Annotated in this window: 13 protein-coding genes and 5 pseudogenes; 4 read left to right on the forward strand and 14 right to left on the reverse strand. The window is 61.1% G+C overall.

The annotated features are described in order from the left end of the window. Positions 1 to 242 precede the first annotated feature (242 nt). Positions 243 to 458: pseudogene (locus ACS5Q1_RS39975) on the forward strand (ISKra4 family transposase); the annotation flags it as partial. Between the two features lie 435 nt (positions 459 to 893). On the opposite strand, the gene ACS5Q1_RS39980 reads toward ACS5Q1_RS39975, so the two are convergent. Both ACS5Q1_RS39980 and ACS5Q1_RS39985 read right to left on the reverse strand, forming a co-directional pair. Continuing rightward, on the reverse strand, positions 894 to 1,139 hold the full coding sequence (locus ACS5Q1_RS39980; RefSeq protein ID WP_473103442.1) for a DUF6894 family protein: 246 nt from the start codon (positions 1,137 to 1,139) through the stop codon (positions 894 to 896). Between the two features lie 240 nt (positions 1,140 to 1,379). Further along, positions 1,380 to 1,625, reverse strand: a complete 246-nt coding sequence (locus tag ACS5Q1_RS39985; protein WP_473103443.1) for a DUF6894 family protein — start codon at positions 1,623 to 1,625, stop codon at positions 1,380 to 1,382. 148 nt (positions 1,626 to 1,773) lie between these two features. On the opposite strand from ACS5Q1_RS39985, the gene ACS5Q1_RS39990 reads away from it, so the two are divergent. Beyond that, entirely contained in the window at positions 1,774 to 2,514 is a 741-nt protein-coding gene (locus ACS5Q1_RS39990) for a Crp/Fnr family transcriptional regulator (protein WP_473103444.1), read from the forward strand. Positions 2,515 to 2,671: 157 nt separating this feature from the next. Continuing rightward, positions 2,672 to 3,202, forward strand: a pseudogene (locus tag ACS5Q1_RS39995) (IS110 family RNA-guided transposase); the annotation flags it as partial. Between the two features lie 613 nt (positions 3,203 to 3,815). Here the strand turns inward: ACS5Q1_RS39995 and ACS5Q1_RS40000 are convergent. The 9 genes and pseudogenes from ACS5Q1_RS40000 to ACS5Q1_RS40040 form a co-directional block, all read right to left on the reverse strand. Next, positions 3,816 to 4,070: a hypothetical protein gene (locus ACS5Q1_RS40000; RefSeq protein WP_473103445.1), complete on the reverse strand. Its 255-nt coding sequence runs from the start codon at positions 4,068 to 4,070 to the stop codon at positions 3,816 to 3,818. A gap of 519 nt (positions 4,071 to 4,589) precedes the next feature. Beyond that, a pseudogene (locus ACS5Q1_RS40005) lies at positions 4,590 to 4,695 on the reverse strand (IS6 family transposase); the annotation flags it as partial. Between the two features lie 96 nt (positions 4,696 to 4,791). Beyond that, positions 4,792 to 5,511: a response regulator transcription factor gene (locus tag ACS5Q1_RS40010; RefSeq protein ID WP_473103446.1), complete on the reverse strand. Its 720-nt coding sequence runs from the start codon at positions 5,509 to 5,511 to the stop codon at positions 4,792 to 4,794. Then, positions 5,504 to 7,098, reverse strand: a pseudogene (locus ACS5Q1_RS40015) (sensor histidine kinase). Before ACS5Q1_RS40015 ends, ACS5Q1_RS40010 begins: the two are co-directional and overlap by 8 nt. A gap of 153 nt (positions 7,099 to 7,251) precedes the next feature. Beyond that, a complete protein-coding gene (locus ACS5Q1_RS40020; protein WP_473103447.1) occupies positions 7,252 to 8,475 on the reverse strand; it encodes an MFS transporter in 1,224 nt (407 codons plus the stop codon). Further along, on the reverse strand, positions 8,468 to 9,391 hold the full coding sequence (locus ACS5Q1_RS40025) for a CDP-glycerol glycerophosphotransferase family protein (protein WP_473103448.1): 924 nt from the start codon (positions 9,389 to 9,391) through the stop codon (positions 8,468 to 8,470). The genes ACS5Q1_RS40020 and ACS5Q1_RS40025 overlap by 8 nt, the downstream gene beginning before the upstream one ends. Before the next feature lie 194 nt (positions 9,392 to 9,585). Beyond that, entirely contained in the window at positions 9,586 to 10,671 is a 1,086-nt protein-coding gene (locus ACS5Q1_RS40030; protein WP_473103449.1) for a CDP-glycerol glycerophosphotransferase family protein, read from the reverse strand. Next, positions 10,668 to 12,083: a phosphotransferase family protein gene (locus ACS5Q1_RS40035; RefSeq protein WP_473103450.1), complete on the reverse strand. Its 1,416-nt coding sequence runs from the start codon at positions 12,081 to 12,083 to the stop codon at positions 10,668 to 10,670. The genes ACS5Q1_RS40030 and ACS5Q1_RS40035 overlap by 4 nt, the downstream gene beginning before the upstream one ends. 28 nt (positions 12,084 to 12,111) lie before the next feature. Next, positions 12,112 to 12,909, reverse strand: coding sequence for a phosphocholine cytidylyltransferase family protein (locus tag ACS5Q1_RS40040; RefSeq protein WP_473103451.1), 798 nt, complete (start codon positions 12,907 to 12,909; stop codon positions 12,112 to 12,114). A gap of 564 nt (positions 12,910 to 13,473) precedes the next feature. Here ACS5Q1_RS40040 and ACS5Q1_RS40045 point away from each other — a divergent pair. Then, entirely contained in the window at positions 13,474 to 14,016 is a 543-nt protein-coding gene (locus tag ACS5Q1_RS40045; protein WP_473103452.1) for a P-loop NTPase family protein, read from the forward strand. Positions 14,017 to 14,235: 219 nt separating this feature from the next. Here ACS5Q1_RS40045 and ACS5Q1_RS40050 read toward each other — a convergent pair whose 3' ends face one another. The 3 genes and pseudogenes from ACS5Q1_RS40050 to ACS5Q1_RS40060 all read right to left on the reverse strand — a co-directional run. Next, on the reverse strand, positions 14,236 to 14,748 hold the full coding sequence (locus tag ACS5Q1_RS40050) for a GNAT family N-acetyltransferase (protein ID WP_473103453.1): 513 nt from the start codon (positions 14,746 to 14,748) through the stop codon (positions 14,236 to 14,238). Positions 14,749 to 14,956: 208 nt separating this feature from the next. Beyond that, positions 14,957 to 15,448, reverse strand: a complete 492-nt coding sequence (locus ACS5Q1_RS40055) for an NUDIX hydrolase (protein ID WP_473103454.1) — start codon at positions 15,446 to 15,448, stop codon at positions 14,957 to 14,959. Positions 15,449 to 15,768: 320 nt separating this feature from the next. Further along, positions 15,769 to 15,886: pseudogene (locus tag ACS5Q1_RS40060) on the reverse strand (IS481 family transposase); the annotation flags it as partial.

The following is a 15,886-nucleotide window of genomic DNA, read 5'->3' on the forward strand; positions in this document are numbered from 1 at the left end:
GATCCAGGCCGACTGTGGTAATCTGCATGGCGGACGCTCCCTCTCCTTGTGGCCCTCTTCATGACGACCACCCTTTGGCACTTTGATGCCGGTGAGCAGGGAGCGTCCACTCCATCAACTTAACTAAGTATAGACCTCTTTCGGGCGTTTTCAGCCATTCCCCGGTGCGTCTAAGCCATTGAAAAGGCATGGCCCGCTTCGGGCCTAAACACCAGAAAGAGCAAGTAAAAGCGTTAAGTTGACGGTGCCCCTCGGCCTTTGTCGAGGCGACGGTGAATGCGGTGGTCAGCAAGCGCTTTGCCAAGAAGCAGCAGATGCAGTGGAGCCGGCGCGGGGCTCATCTGCTCCTGCAGACGCGGACCGGGACCCTGGATGGCTCGCTGCGAGCCACATTCGAGCACTGGTACCCCGGCATGATGAACGACAATGCTAGCCGCGATAGCCGGGCAGCCGCCTAACTGCCCCACAAAACCTCATACTCTCCTCATGGGGCTGATCCCAAGCAGCCAGATTCTGAACTGCAGAATCTCTGGAGGATCGGGTGCCTCGGGTTCGGATGGGGTGCACTTTGGCAAATGAAGGTGTCCCGCAGCCTTGTTTCGTCTGGCCGGAAATCTTGTACCGCCGACCCGTTACCAGTCTGCCCCACAAAAGCTCATGCTCTCCATGATGGCCCGGAGCACAAGCTCCATCACGAGGCCTCATACATTGATGCAGCTCTCACGTTCGTCAGTCTGCCAACATCATCTTGCGACGCACGGCCGGACCATACATATTGGCACGCCTGAGACCTAGATTCGAAGGCAGCAATCCTCATCTAACCGGACGTCCCGAAAAGCCGCCGAGTTTCTCCATACTGCGCCTTTGCGAAATCACGAAATTGCGCGGCAGCGTCAACAGCCCGGTCGATCATGGATTGATACCGTCACCATGAAGATCGGCTGCCGATGTTCATCCTTCACCTCGACCCGAATGTGTTCGGGAACCAAGTTGGGCGAGTGCAGCAACCGATCCTGCGCAAATTGAAACGCGGCGTACTTGGCGACGATCTCGGCCGTCTGGAGGCTCTCGATCTCCCGGCCATCGCCATCGAGACGGGCGTCTGATCCAACAAAGACGTCAAAATAGAAGCGCGGCATCGGTGAGGTGGACCTGGAAGAGAAACGGCAGCCCGCCCACCCGCTGGCGCTCTTGATGGGCCGCCTGGCAGGCGGGCGGGTTCGGCACCGAGGTTGCCCCCACGGTCCAACGGGGGATTAGCGGGAAAAGTGTCCACCCGCCTTGCTGTCCTGGGCCAAGCATTTGTTCGATTTGGCCAGACCTGCTGCGCCGGCACTCCTGCGGGATCCAGCCTGTTGCATACTGAACGTTTTGCAGAGTTACGCGGCCGTTTCGACATCCTCGACGATGAGCGTGAGCGATGCCCGCGCCCGCAGTTCGCCCGTCTCGTCCCTGACACCGACCATGAAGGTTTGCTGGTCGCCGTTGAGAAGCGCGTCCCTGGCTAGGTCGGGCAGGGCTTTTTGTGCCTCGGCTTTCGCTGCCGCGAGATCCGGCAGCTCGATCCCAATACTGTCGGGAACGAAGGTATCACCGTCGTAGGTATCGAAGAAGTAGCGGGACATGCCTCTCAACCAGAGGAGTTTCCTTATGTTCCCATGCCTTGTCTGAAATGCATTCCCCTGGGATAGTCAGACCATCGCCAGCATTCGAGCCTGAGGCGCTGATGACGGAGAGACCCGCGCTCCCGCCCGATCATCCTGGGAGGCTGTCTTGGATGGCATTCACCCCCACACCGCCGCGCTGATCCGCAAGCTGGAGAGCATCGCCTCGCTCGACGCCGAGGAGAAGGCCGCTCTGCTGCGCCTGCCGCTGCGGCTGAAAAGCCTCGCGGCCGACCAGGACATCATCCGGGAGGGCGACACGCCCGCCGAGTGCTGCCTCGTGGTCGAGGGCTTCGCCTGCCGCTACAGCCTCACGGGTGAGGGCAGGCGGCAGATCCTGTCGTTCCACATCAGCGGCGACACCCCCGACCTGCAGAGCCTGCACCTGCAAGTGATGGATCACAGCCTGGGCACGCTGATTCCGTCCAAGCTCGCCTTCATCCCGCATGAGGATCTGCGTAGCCTCATGCGTGGCCACCCCCGTCTGGGCGACCTGCTCTGGCGCGACACGCTGATCGATGCGGCGATCTTCCGGCAATGGATCGTCGGGCTCGGGCGGCGCGAGGCCCATGGCCGGATTGCGCACCTTCTGTGCGAGCTGCTGGTGCGGCTGAGAGCAGTCGAACTGGTCGAGGATCATGTCTTCACCCTGCCGCTGACCCAGGCCGAGCTGGGCGATGCGCTCGGGATCTCGACGGTGCACGTCAACCGGGTGCTCCAGGAGCTGCGGGGCGAGAACCTGATCTCGTTGCATGGCGGCACCCTGAAGGTGCTGGACTGGGAGGGCTTGCAGAAGGCCGGCGAGTTCGATCCCACCTACCTGCATCTAGTCAAGAAAGAGGCGCTCTGATCGGCGGGAGAGCTTTTCAGCAAAGCTCGGGTCAGTCCCTAAAACAGCCTGCCGCTGTTGCGAATCCGAAAGGTCCGGTAATGGGATGGTCCGGCCGTGCTCCTGCCCCGCTTGTTCGTAAGCTGTGGGGCTTCGAGCCACGCAAGGAGCACGTCTCATGTCACGGTCTTCTGCCTCTGCTGAGATCGCCACCCTGGGCATCGATCTGGGCAAGAATAGCTTCCACCTCGTCGGTCAGGATCAGCGCGGTGCGATCGTGCTGCGCCTCAAGCTCTCCCGTTCGCAGCTCGCGCAGCGGCTGGCCAACATCCCACCCTGCCTGATCGGCATGGAAGCCTGCGCCGGGGCTCACCACATCGGCCGCCAGCTTCAGGCACTCGGGCATGATGTACGCCTGATCCCGGCCCAATATGTGAAGCCGTTTCTGAAGGGCCATAAGAACGACTACCGCGATGCTGAGGCGATCGCGGAGGCGGTGCAGCGGCCGACCATGTCGTTCGTGGCGATCAAGACGCCCGAGCAGATGGATCTGCTCGCCCTGCACCGGGTCCGCTCTCGCCTGGTCAGTCAGCGTACGGGTGTGACCAACCAGATCCGCGGCTTCCTGCTCGAGCGCGGCATCGCCGTGCGCCAGGGGCTTGCTCCGTTGAGGCAGGCTTTGCCTGGCATCCTAAGTTCGTCCTCTGACGAGGTTTGTTGCACAAACCTTGCGCGCTCCCCTGAGAGACGTCATCTCATGCCTGTGACCCGTCGCGGCCGCGCTCATCCGGTGGAGGCGTCCGGGCCCAGACATCAGCCGCTAGCGCAAGCATCGCCGCGACAGCCTCTCGCACGGCTTCGTCGTTCGTGCTGACACGGGCACTCTCGAGAACCAAGCCGAGGCGGCGCCGGCTTGGCCACGGCAAGGCGGCCAGAGTGGTTTCAAGGTCCAGCCGTGCGACCGCAGAGACACCGGCGCGCTGGGCGATCTCGTCGACCTTGGAAGCAAGGGCACTCAGGTGATTGGCAACATGACTCGAAGAAGAATCTGACGGGCGTAAAGGCATTGAAATAAATCGTATCTTGAAGGACCTGCTCCCCAGCCGCCCCGTGAGTTTGTCCAACGGTCCTGCCCGGCCTCCGTTCCCCTAAGCACCTGTGGATAAACAGGTATATTAACGCGCACGTTGTCGCATGATTAAGCCTTGGTGCAGGCATCGCGACAAATATGTTCCTTGCAACCTGATGCCCGAAGCCGCTGCCGCATGCTCTGATAGGGATCACCGTTCGAGGGAAACACGCGCATCACGCGCAGCACCCCCTCAAATCTGAGCAGTATTGTCGCCACAATTGGCCACAAGGATCCGTTTGTTCTGATTCCAGCCCAACGATTGCGAGGGTGCATGACCCGTAAGGATCGCTTTGTGCTCTATGGCCGGCTTGGCCTCATCCTGGCAGCCTTTGCGATGATCGGTGGGGTTGTAGCCGAACCGCTTTTCCGGCCGTTGGGGTCCCCACGGCTGACGGTTGCCCAACGGTAGCTCATCCTGAAGCCAGTTTTTCACGCGCAGCCTCATCCTGAGGATCCTCCCACCCTCGTCGCAGAAGGCGACATCGCCGGCGCGATCCTCAGTCGTCACTTGTGCGTTAATCGTCGAGAGCAATGCCGCGATTGGCCTGTACTTCGCCGATGATCTGGAGGATCAAGGCTACGCACCTGCTGGCCCATTTACGTGTGCTGGCGCTGTCAAGTGGCTTGCGACCCACACCCCCGACATAGCAGTCTTGGATGTTGACCTGCAATCTGGCTCCTGTGTTGCGATGGCGCGTGAGTTGAAGCGGCGGAATGTCCCAATCATCGTCTACTCGGCCCATGAGCCAAGATATGCTCTGCCTGAGTTTCAGCAGGTGCCGTGGGTGTGTATCCCATCAAGCACCGACGCACTTCACAAGGCTCTGAAGGATTACGAGATTGTCAAAGGGCCTCGCTCAGGAGCGGCAGCAATCTGCCCCCCCTTCAGAGTTCAAGGGCATCGACGCTGCTAGCGAGGGTCAACTGGTGCGATACCAGCATAGGTGTAAGGGAGCAGCCACTCGCGCTCGGCCATCATCTCCTCCAGGTTTCGCAGACTCAGGTTGTAGGCCAGATACCACCACACACAGCAGGATCACGGATCGATCAAAATGCCTGCCCTTGAACATCATGCACCTCCAGAGCGGACCAGAGGCGTAGGCCGAACGCCGTTACGGAAGAGTTTGCAACAGATCCCCGGCAGATGGTCTCGGTTTCAGTGCGGCTCACCCTTGCCCTTGCTCGGCTCTCGCTTCGCCAGCCGCACTCTTTTCGCCGGCTAACATATAGCCGAAGCCACGGACTGTCCTGATGAGTGGCGCCTCCTCATCCTGTTCGAGTTTGCGCCGCAAGTACCTGATATAAACATCGACGACCTTGGTGCTCGGGTCAAAGCTGAGGCCCCAGACGTTGTTGAGAAGCCGTGTTCGACTGACGACCGTTCCCGCATGTCTCATGAGGTAGGACAGGAGTGTGAACTCCTTGGCCGTCAGGACAATCTCCCTGTTGCCTCGCCAGACCCGTTTGACGCTCGGATCGAGGACAAGATCGCCAACCTGCAGCACCGGATCCAACGCCGGCTGCGGCGAACGTCGCAGGAGGGCCTCCAGTCGCGCGATCAGTTCATCGAAGGCGAAGGGCTTGGTCAGGTAGTCATCCGCTCCGACCTTCAGCCCGTCGACCTTGTCCTGCACCGAGTCCTTGGCCGTGAGCATGAGAATGCAGGTGCCATACTTGTCGGATCGGAGCCGTCGACATACCTCGACGCCGTCGATCCCGGGCAGCATGCGGTCGAGAACCACGACTTGGTAAGACGCCTCGCGCACCAAGGCCAGGGCTGCCTCTCCGGTCTCGGCGTGATCGACGATGTACCCTTCGGCTTCAAGCCCTCGCTTGACGAAACCGGCGACACGCGGGTCGTCCTCGACCAATAGGATCCTAGACACCTGCACGTACCTCCGCCCGGGGGATGCTGACGCGCACTTCCGTGAAGTGTCCCTCCTCACTTCGAAGCGTCAGCTCACCACCCTGTTTCTCAACCAGCCACTTGGCGATTGCAAGGCCGAGCCCGCTGCCCCCTGGTTCGTATTGCGTGAGATGCGGCCGCGGACGAAGCGCTCGAATACGTGCGGCAGTTCTTCCGCGGGGATACCCATGCCCTCGTCCCTCACCACCACCTCGCCATACTCACCGTTATGCGATACAGTTACCGTCACCGCACCGTTCGAATGCGAGTACTTGATCGCATTGTCGATCAGGATCATCAGCGCCTGCTTCAGGCGATGGGGATCGACCTGCACCCAGACCGGGGCCGAGGCGATGTCCTTCTCCACGGCGATGTTCTTGCTTCGGGCCAGCACCTCGCCGTCCCGCAGCATCTCACTCACGATCTCCTGAAGAGGCACCCTCTGGAAGTTGAATCGTACCGTATCGGTCTCGGATCGGGCCAGAAACAGGAGGTCGTCGACCAAGCGAGCCATGTCGGTGGCGTAAGCGATGATCCGCTCGAGCGTGTCTCGGTACACGGCCTCTGGCTTGGCGCCGTGACGGAGCGTGACCTCGGCCTCGCCGCGCAACCCGGCCAGGGGCGTGCGAAGCTCGTGACTGATATCGGCCAGAAACTGCACACGCATCCGGTCCAGGCTTGTCAGGCGTCGGTTGGCGGCTTCGAGTTCCTTGGTCCTCTGCGCGACCTGCCGCTCGAGCTCCGATTGCGCATTCAGCAGCTGAGCATTCTGTTGCTCCTGCATGGTCGCCATCTGATTGAACCGGCGAGCGAGGAGGCCGAGCTCGTCCGAACTGTCGTGCTGGATGCGATGGCTGAGCTCGCCCCGACTGATCGCCTCCGTTCCCCTCGTCAGCAAATCGATCGGTCTGATCAGCGATTGAGCGAGCATCCGACCCGAAACGAAGCAGATGGCCACGACGAGAGCCGCGGCCCCGCCGGTGATCAGCGCGAGCCGCTGCCACAGGGCATCTGCCTCCCGTTCCGTACCGACAACCTCCTCACGCTCGTCCAAGGCAGCCCCTGCCAGAAGGTGCTCGAATTCTGCATCGAGGCGGTTCTCGATCTCATCCCGGAACATCTGGATGGCGTCGGCCTGGCGCCCCTCGCGGTGCAGTGCAAGAACCCGGGCAACCGACTCGTTGATTTGCTGGTAGACGGCCCGCATCCGCTCGAGCCGATGGAGTTCATCCAGCGTTTCACCCTTCCCCGACTGGCTCAACTGGAACCGGCCTTCGCCGCGCGTGACCGTCTCAAGCTTGACGAAGCCGTCCTCGAGCTCGCGACGAGCACTCTCCAGATCCGGGATCTCAGGGTCGCCGATCAGGAGCAATTCGGCGACCTGCTCGGAAAAGCGGTTGGCGCTCACCCGGAGGGAGGTGATCGCTTCCAGCTGGTCGTTGGCCCACTCGAGGCGCTTCAGGTAGTAATCGGTCGAACGCACCGTCACATAGACGATGACCGCGACGCTGGCCACCGATAGGGCGATAACCAGTTGGACCAGATACACACGCCATTTGATGCTCATAAGGCTCGCCGTTCTCGTTGTCCGCGAATGATATGCTCTCCGCCCCAATTTATCCCTGGAACTGCGACGGCGTAACGAAACCGTCCCTTCCGACCTGGGATCGCTCACCCCGTGCGGCAGCCGTCTACAGGTCGTCCCGGCTGCACTCCGAACCTAGCTTGATGCCCGGAGACGCGTCGACGGTGGCTCCTGCGGCGACGGCGGCTGCCGCAGCAGGACATACGCATACACCTCCGTGAACACGGCGAGGCCGATGCGCGCCATCAGCAGCGCTCCAATGCCCCACAAGCTCCAGATGGCGCTCGCGAGGATTGGACCAACGACCGAGCCTGCGTCGTCGGCGGCGTCGAGGTGACCCATTGTTCGGCCACGGCCTTTTGGATCTCGTGCGGAGAGCTCGGCCATGAGTGAACCCCAGGCCGGATTGAAGGCCGCCTTGCCGGTCTCATCCACCGCCTTCGCGACCACGAAGCCCGCAAAGGAGGGGAGGGCTAGGTACAGGGCCGAGGACACGACGTTTGCGACACTGCGGGTTGCGAGGACTAGCGACCGGCTCACCCGGTCGGACAGCCAGCCGAAAAGAGGCCCGGCGGCAAGGGTCACTACGGTGGCGATAAGATAAAGGATACCGGTCTGCGCCTCCGTGAGGCCGCCGTACTCGACGGCCAGAATGGGAAAGAGGCTCCTGAGCATGTGCGCGGTGCTGCTGATCAGGAAGCCCAGACCCATGAAGGGCCAGAGACGTGGAGCCGGGCAGGCGCTGTGCTGATCCGGGCTCTGAGTAGGGGTAGTGGCGTCGCTTGGCCGCAGGCTTGAGCGCGGCACCAGCCAGATCAGCGGCAGGAGAGGACAGAGGGACACCAGGAAGGCCGCTCCGAACACGAGCGGGTAATTGGCAGCCGTGAGAGTGAGAAGGACTCCGGCAGCGGCCTTGCCAAGTGCGCCCGCGGCGCTGGTCGCTGTCTTGTACCAGGCAAAGGCAGACGCGATTCGGCGCTTGCCGCCATGCTCGGCGACCAGTGCCGCCATCGCGGGATCCCGCAGAGCCTTCGCGATCCCCCGGGTGGCTTGAACGGCAAAGAGATGCACAGGGGTCAGGGCAAAGGCCAGAGCCCCGGTGAGCAGGCTGCGTCCAACGACGGCGATCACGGCGGTGCTCTTGTAGCCAAATCGGTCCGCCAGTCGTCCCGCAAAGGCTTTGAGCAGGATTGCGACGGTTGTGTTCAGCGAAATCAGTACGGCGATCGTGGTGATGTCGATCCCCAGCGAGCGCGCGTAAAGCGGTAGGGCGAACGCCACGATACCGAAGGTCAGCCGCGACAGGAACGCTTCTGCAACTAGCGCAACGATGGGGGCGCGGGGTAACTCATCACGCACATCTCACCTCCAGGTTGCCCGTCGAGTCGAAAAGCTCGCTGACGGCGGCCAGCCCGCGTTCAAGGGCGCGACCGTCGCGCGGCCGGTGCACACTGTAGTTCAAGACCGCTTCGCGCGCCGCCGCGTGCGGGTCGCTCTCCAAGGCGGCATCAACCAGCTCCCCCAGGCTGCGAGGGTCGTCGCAGACCGCGCCGCACTGCCACAGGTATGTCAGCGCGTGAATGTCCTTGCTGGGGCGCAGGTCGTCCGGCCGGGGGTTCAGGAACACCATGGGCCTGTTGAAATAGAGCCATTCGTATCCGGCTGCCGAGATGTCACCCAGGAAGAGGTCCGCCTGGGCGAACCAGGGCATCACATTGCCAGACCGGACCAGATGGATACTCGGAAGGCCCTTAAGGCACTCCACCAGCGACGGGTCGAAGAACGGGCGAGTTGGGTTGAACAGGTTGGGATGAGGCTTAACGATCAAGTTGTATCGCTTACTGAGCGGAGCGATGACCCCCCAATTGTCGACAAAACGCTCAATCGAGCTGATGCCGCCCTTACGCCAAGTGGGACTGTAGATGATCGTTTTCCGGCCGTTCTGGAACAGAGGTGGCTTCGGCGGGACCCAATCAAACTTGGGGTAGCCGACGATTGCCCATCGAACATTGCGGTTATGGTCATAGCTGAGCAGCCGATCGACCTGCCGCTGGCCCGCGCAGACGCAGAGTGCATAGTCGCTGAAGTCGCGCTCATAGGTGAACGGCTTGTCGGACATGCCATGGAAGATTTGGACCACGCGCGTTGAGGACCACCTGCGCGGGCGGTCATCCGGGCGCAGGAATGTCGGAGTGAGCACGATATCGCAGTCGTCGACGGTCAGATCCGCGGTGAAGAGGTGCTTATAGGCGGCAAGCTCCTCCACGTCGCTCATGTCTGGCACGGGGCCGGTAACAATGACTTTGCACTCCAGGCCAGGCCATGACAGGAGTGCGTCCAGATACGGCTTGATGGAGGCGAAGTAGTGGAGATTTCCGCAGCTGCGCATGAAAAAGCCGACCAGAGTGCGCGAGCGGCCCGTGGATCCGCCGGTGGGAATCTCAGGGGCCGCGTGATGGCATTGTCCGGTCATGATGCGAGCCTCCGCGGGCTAAGGAACCGTTGCGAGATCCAAGCCATGGCGGCGTCGGTCGCTCGGCCAGGGTTGTAGAACAGGTCCTTCGCAATGGCTCGCCGCGTCTCGGAGAGGCGCTCAGCGTCCGCGAGGCTTTCCATCACCGCGTCCGGCACCTCATGCGCCGTCTCGACGACAACGCCGCCCTGGCGACCCCAATCGTTCAACCCGAGCGCGGCACCACTTTCCTGGGAGCGACGCAGCAACTCCGGGACGTCGAGATAGACGATAGGGCGATCGAGGAGCGCATACTCGTTGGCGACCGACGATGCATCCGTGATCAGAGCGTCGCTCAGTAGAAGCAGTGGGATCACATCGGCATCCCGAACGAGTCGCACGTGAGGGCTCTCGAGGGGCGCGAGGGCGGCAAACCAGTCGACCTCGTTCTTCGGGTGATCGTGCGGCTTGATCAGAAGATCGAAGTTGTCGCACGCAGCGAGGCTGCGAATCACTTCTGGACCCATTGTTTCGAGTGAGTTGTGCGCCTCACCTGTGGGCGCATAAAGGACAACGGGCCGCGTGCCTTTAAAACCAAAGCGGGAGAGTAAGGCGCCCCGGTCGAACCGTCCGCTAATGAGGGGATCCGTCTTCGGGAAGCCGATCGGGATGCCACGCTCGTCGCCGTCCCTCAGCAATCCGCGCTCGATGAACTTGCGGCGCATATAGGGACCGATCAGGAACAGATAATCGTAGTTCAGGCTTTCCGGCCGCACGGCGCGGTTGCGGAGCGACACTCCGTGGAACATTTGCACCAGTGACCCGAAGTTGGTCCGGGGTGCGATGATGCGCTTATTGGCGGAGAAGAGGATATCAAAGGTCCTCGACTGTACCTCGTCGACGGTGAGCACGCGATCGGCAGGCACGCCGAACGGCTGGAATAGGCCCTCGGCGTCATAGTGGAATTCGCCCTCACCGCCGGTCCTGAGGCCGCCCGAGACGAAGAGTTCGATGTCATCTCGCTCGAGCAGTCTCAAGTAGAGCGGCCTGAAGCACACGAAGTGAACGGGTGCGTAGCCTGTGAAAAGGATTCGGGTGGTCATAGGGGCGAAACCTTTCCGCTAGTGCAGTGGGCAAGCCCACGCCATGCAGTCGGGCGGACTGTTGGCCTTGGATGGGTCACGCGCTCGGCCACTTCGATCATCAGCTCGAAGTGGCGCGTCCAACCGGGGCGCAGCTTGCGGAGCGATGAGATTTTCGCGCGCAGGAGGAGCGCGGTGGCGATGTGCCAGTTCAACACCGCACGGTCGACAGGTCGCGCTCCCGCGTCGGCGTAGCCCTGGAGGAATGTGTCGATGCAAGAACCGACGCTGGATGATTCCAGCCTGTGCAGTCTCGCCACATACAGAAAATGGGCGATCAGCCGCCCGAGATCGAAATGAGGGTCACCGAACGCCCATGAGTCCCAGTCCACGATCCCGACCCGCCGGTCGTGTGCGCTCTCCCGATAGAGGATCTGGTCGCCGAAGAGGTTGCCATGGATGGGCGCGAGGTGCGTCTGGCCTGGAAGACTTGCCTCGAGCTCGTCCTCCAAGCGGCTCAGCCGATCTTTCAAACCGGGAAGCGCGCGCTTGGCGCCAACCAAGTGGCGGCGCAAATCGCCCATCTCCCGCTCAACCGACCAGGTTGTCAGCGGCATGGTCGGCAGCCGGTGCAGGCCGGCGAGCGCCTTCCCTATCTCCGCGAAGGGTGCGGCCCGGCCGGTAGACATCATCTCGGTGAACGGCCGTCCAGGCACCTCTCGCATGATTATGGTGTGCAGTTCCGGGCTGTAATGCACCGACTCCGGAACATCGAACCCGGTCTCTCGGTCCAGCGACCAAGCATGCAGCTCGCGCAAGTTGAGAGCTGCCGTCGCGGCTGCCGCTCCGTCGATCAGTTTGAGGTAGTACTCTGTCCCGTCGATTGGATGTGTCCAGGTCAACAACGCCCGCTTGAGGGGCACGTAGCGAACCAAGCGTGGGCCGTCGGCCTGAGCGGCGACGGGTGCCAACGCGGGCGACCCGGCAAGGAGCCGCCGGAAGCTCTCCAGATCGCAGAGCGACTGCAGGTCATGCAGGTTCGGCGCATTCGGGAGCGTCCATCCTACGATACGTTGATCCTCGATCTGGAAAATCGGCGGACCGTAGCCACCAAGCTGGGGTAAAGCCGCAGAGGCTGCGTATTGGTGCCGAGCCGACCGGCTGTCCGGAAGGACGAGCAGGAAAAGGCTTAGTTGCACAGGCTGCGAGCCTTTTCGACCGGGCACGAGAGTTACGGTCACCATGACCCGGGCCCGTTCGAATGGCTTGTAGTTGACGAGGCCGACCTGCACTCGAATGTCAAGTGGGTCGATACGCGCCCAGTCACGCCAGACGGACGCGAACGCGTTTGCGAACGACCCCGATACGTCGATGGGTTTGCTTGACCGAAGCCACTGGATGGTTTGGTAGATTGGGTCTTTACGATAGGACACGGTTCACCCTCACGCTCAGGTGGATAATTCACGCGGCTGCGCGCAATGCCGGCGGTGCAAAAGCTCCCGTGATCTGTGGCCAGACATGAGTACAGGCCCGGTCAAGATCATCAGGGAAGTCGATCTCGATCCAGGGTAAGTCGGCGATATCGACCCCTTGAATCGGCCAGGAACGGGCGACTTGCTCGACCGCAGCCGCCATCCAGGTGTTGTGGTGGCCGTTCTGGACCAGGCCGCACGCAGCCTTCAGGAGGTCCTGCGCGGCCGGCGCCGTGAAATGAAGGATTCCAACGTTCTCGCCGAAGGTGCGGTGAGGGGGAAGCGACTTGCTCATGGCGCTCAGGAGACCAGTGGTGAGTTCCACCTTCATGTGCTCATCGGCCTCCCCAGAGGATGAACCGTACAAGAATGCGCTTCCTCGCGTGGCGAGCAGGCGCTGCAATGCGAGCGGGTGAACCAGGACGTCACAGTTCATGATCAGAAGAGGGCCACGCACCTGCCCATTGCACAAAGACAACGAGTACAAACTGTTCGTCTCCTCCCAAGCTGGGTTCTCGATCAGCCGTGCACGGCCGCAAACAGCCTCTGCAATCTCCTGTCGCAGGTAACCAACCACGACGGAGACCCGGCTGATGCCGGCCATCGTCAGCATCCGAAGCTGGTGGTCGATGAGCTGGGTTCCGCCAACTTCGACCATGCACTTCGGCGCGCGCGCTGTGAGCGTCGCCAAGCGTGAGCCGCGTCCCGCCGCGAGGATGATTGCTTCCACCTCATTGCACTCCTCACGTAAGCGACGCTGATCGTGAGAGTTGTTCATATTCATCATTGGTTCCTCCACTCCTTGATCCACTCTGGGCGGGCGGTCCGGCCAATAGGGAGCCGGCAAATGTTCAGCCAGTTAACAACCGAATCTGTTGGGGAGCGGGAAGAAAGCCATTAAAAGTTAGTGAGCTACCCTTTAGAAGCGAATGAGAAACAGTTTAAAAATTGGTGAGAAAGCTCAGACGGCTCATCACAGGTCGCGGTGGGATCTGCCTCTGCGGAAGTGTTCCGAAAGAGGAGTCAGCGGGGCACCGTCAGGTTAACCGGAAGGTGACCGCAGGGAGCCATACGTGAGGAATGAACCAGTCTCGTCCTCCTCGCTATACTCGCCACCGCTTCCCGGCTGATGTCGATTTGTACTTCATGGTGGGACTGGCAGCCAGTGTGTAGAGGGTGGCAAAGGATGGCTCAGCCCTTCCGCTAAGTAATTGTAGAAATTTAGCTTTATTTTCGGGTTTGCCTCATCATCTCGCAGAAACATGCCATCACTTTGCCTCACCTCGGAGAGTACGCGGTCGCTTGAATTTGGTAGAAAGCCGTTATGGAGTTCCGAACCCTGCTCTGACCGATGTTTCCTTACGCAGGGCTCGTGGAGGTGCCAGTGGAACAGCGACAAGCCTTTGACCGAACGCTGATCATGGGCAACGGCGGCTGCGGCAAGACGTGGCTTGCACGCAAACTTGGCGACGTTCTCGGGCATCAGGTCATCCATCTCGACGATCTGCATTGGGAGCCCGGCAGCTATGGCGTCGCTCGGGATCGGGCGTTGCGCGACAAGGACGTGCAAACTGCAGCTGAAGCGGATCAGTGGATTATGGAGGGTGTCTACGGCCAACTCGTGCATATGGTGCTGGGTCGTGCCACGACGTTGATCTGGCTTGATCTGCCCGAAGACGAATGCATCAGCAACATTCGACAGCGCGGACTTCAAGGCGGTGGAAGCCAGACGCGCTTTCAGGGCCTCCTTCAGTGGGTGGCCGAGTATCGCATCCGCAAGAATAACTGGAACTCGTTCGACGCCCACAAAAAGCTGTTCGAGCTGTTCCCTGGCCCGAAGGCGCTGCTAAAGAGCCGTGCCAAGATCGCCGCCTATCTGGACCGCATCTCATAGCTCGAGCGGCTCCTGATTTCCCACAACTGCCTCTATGCAATGAGAGTGGACGACGTTCCCGATATGCCCACGAACTCTGCCCCCTATGGCGGCCACTGTCTGTGACAGAGGTAGGCTCGTTGTTCTCAGAAGCACAGTTCCCATGGTGGATCGCCGGCGGTTACGCGATCGAGTTCGCTGTCGGGCATTCGTTCCGACTAACAGGGGATTGCTGGCGGCTCATGGTCGGAATGGTTTGGCTCCTGTAGAAGCCGAGAGATGTCCGGAACCCCCTGGGTGCTCCCGGCGCATCCTCGTGTCTGGGATCTCGACGCCTCGCTTCGCTGTGCTTCCCCGGCATTCCGATATGAAGCCATGCTTCGCGTAGAATGCCTCCGCTCCCAACACCGACTTAACCTTGGTGATGGCGCCTCCCGTGCCTTCGGCATCGGCGAGACAGGTTTCGACGAGAGCCGAGCCTACGCCTTGGGATTGGCAGTCCGGATGAACGAACAGCGACAGTAACTCGTCATCCTCCCACGAGGCGTACCCGACGACGGAACCGTTCACCTCCGCAACGAAGAACCGCTCTCCAGCCTCGGAGGCTCGGACGTATCCTTCCGGAGTGCGACCGTCCATCCATGCCGTGATCTGCTCGTGTGTGTAGCGTCCCAGCAATGTCCGGGTCAGGCACGCGCTGTGAATCGCATGGATGGCCTCAGCATCTCCTCTGGTCATGGGGCGGATGATCATGGGACGGCTCCTTTGGTCGACGAGGGCGAGCGGATTCATGCGGACGACTAAGCCCCAATCGCGCAATGCGCTACAAGCCAGTCACGGCATTCCGCGTCGTTCAACTCCGAATGTCTGATAGCCAATCTTGCTCGCCCGCAAAAGCTCGCAAGGTCAGCAGGTTGAGTGAATTCCAGTGGTCTTTGCTCCCTAATGCCGGAACGAAACCTTATGGAATGCGATGAGATGGGAGGGCTGTCCGGTCTGCAGGCGCAGGGATTTCAATCGTGTTCAGGATATCGAGGAGATTGTCTGGCCAGACCGTCTCAGACGTTTGAGCCAGTTCCACCATAGACCACCAGCGATGGTCCGCCATGACCTCCTGCTCTTCGGGTGTCCAGCCGTCACGAGACAGGTCCGTATGCTCAGCCAGAACAACAAAGAAGCGTTCGTCCGCCATGACATGCTCCCCATCCGGGAGCTGCAGGACGAACTCTCGGCTCCCCACCTCCGGTCCCATGGTGTCTACGTAGAGGCCAGTCTCTTCCCTGAGTTCCCGGATAGCTGCCTGTTGAAATGTTTCCTCCTCTTCGAGGCCACCTCCCGGCGTGGCCCAGTAGGCTTGATCTGCAAGAGCCCCTCGCTGGTGTGAGAAGCGGAACAACAGCACTCTTCCAGCCGGATCGAGGACAAGCAGTCGGGCTGAGGGACGGCGACGCATAGGGTATTCCTCAAATGGAACGGGCCGATCAAGCAATCGGCCGGAGAGCATATCATGACGCCTGATCCCATTGGGGAAAGCCCGCCTCAGAGGGTGAGGCGGGCGGAAGCGAGCTCTGAGTAAGCACTTTGCCAGATTGTAGCTATCCTGTGCGAGCGTCCTCATCAGTGACCTCCGGGTGTAGACCCCGCCAAAGGATGCCGCAGGCCTTCTGCTAACCGCTTGTCACATCTGCGCTTGCTGTTCGAGTTTGCCTCAACTTTTCCTGAAAGGACCCATTGGTCTGCCTCACCCACAAAAAGTGCCGATTTGCTAGAGATGTTTAGTCCCGGCATTTGGTGGAGCGGGTCGAGCCTGAAGCGTTGCGGCTCGCTTGTAAAGATCTTGCAGATGTACTCGTAGGGGGTGAGGCCGCGCAGGGTCTTGAGCCGGCGGGCG

It is taken from the genome of Microvirga sp. GN3, assembly GCF_055792825.1.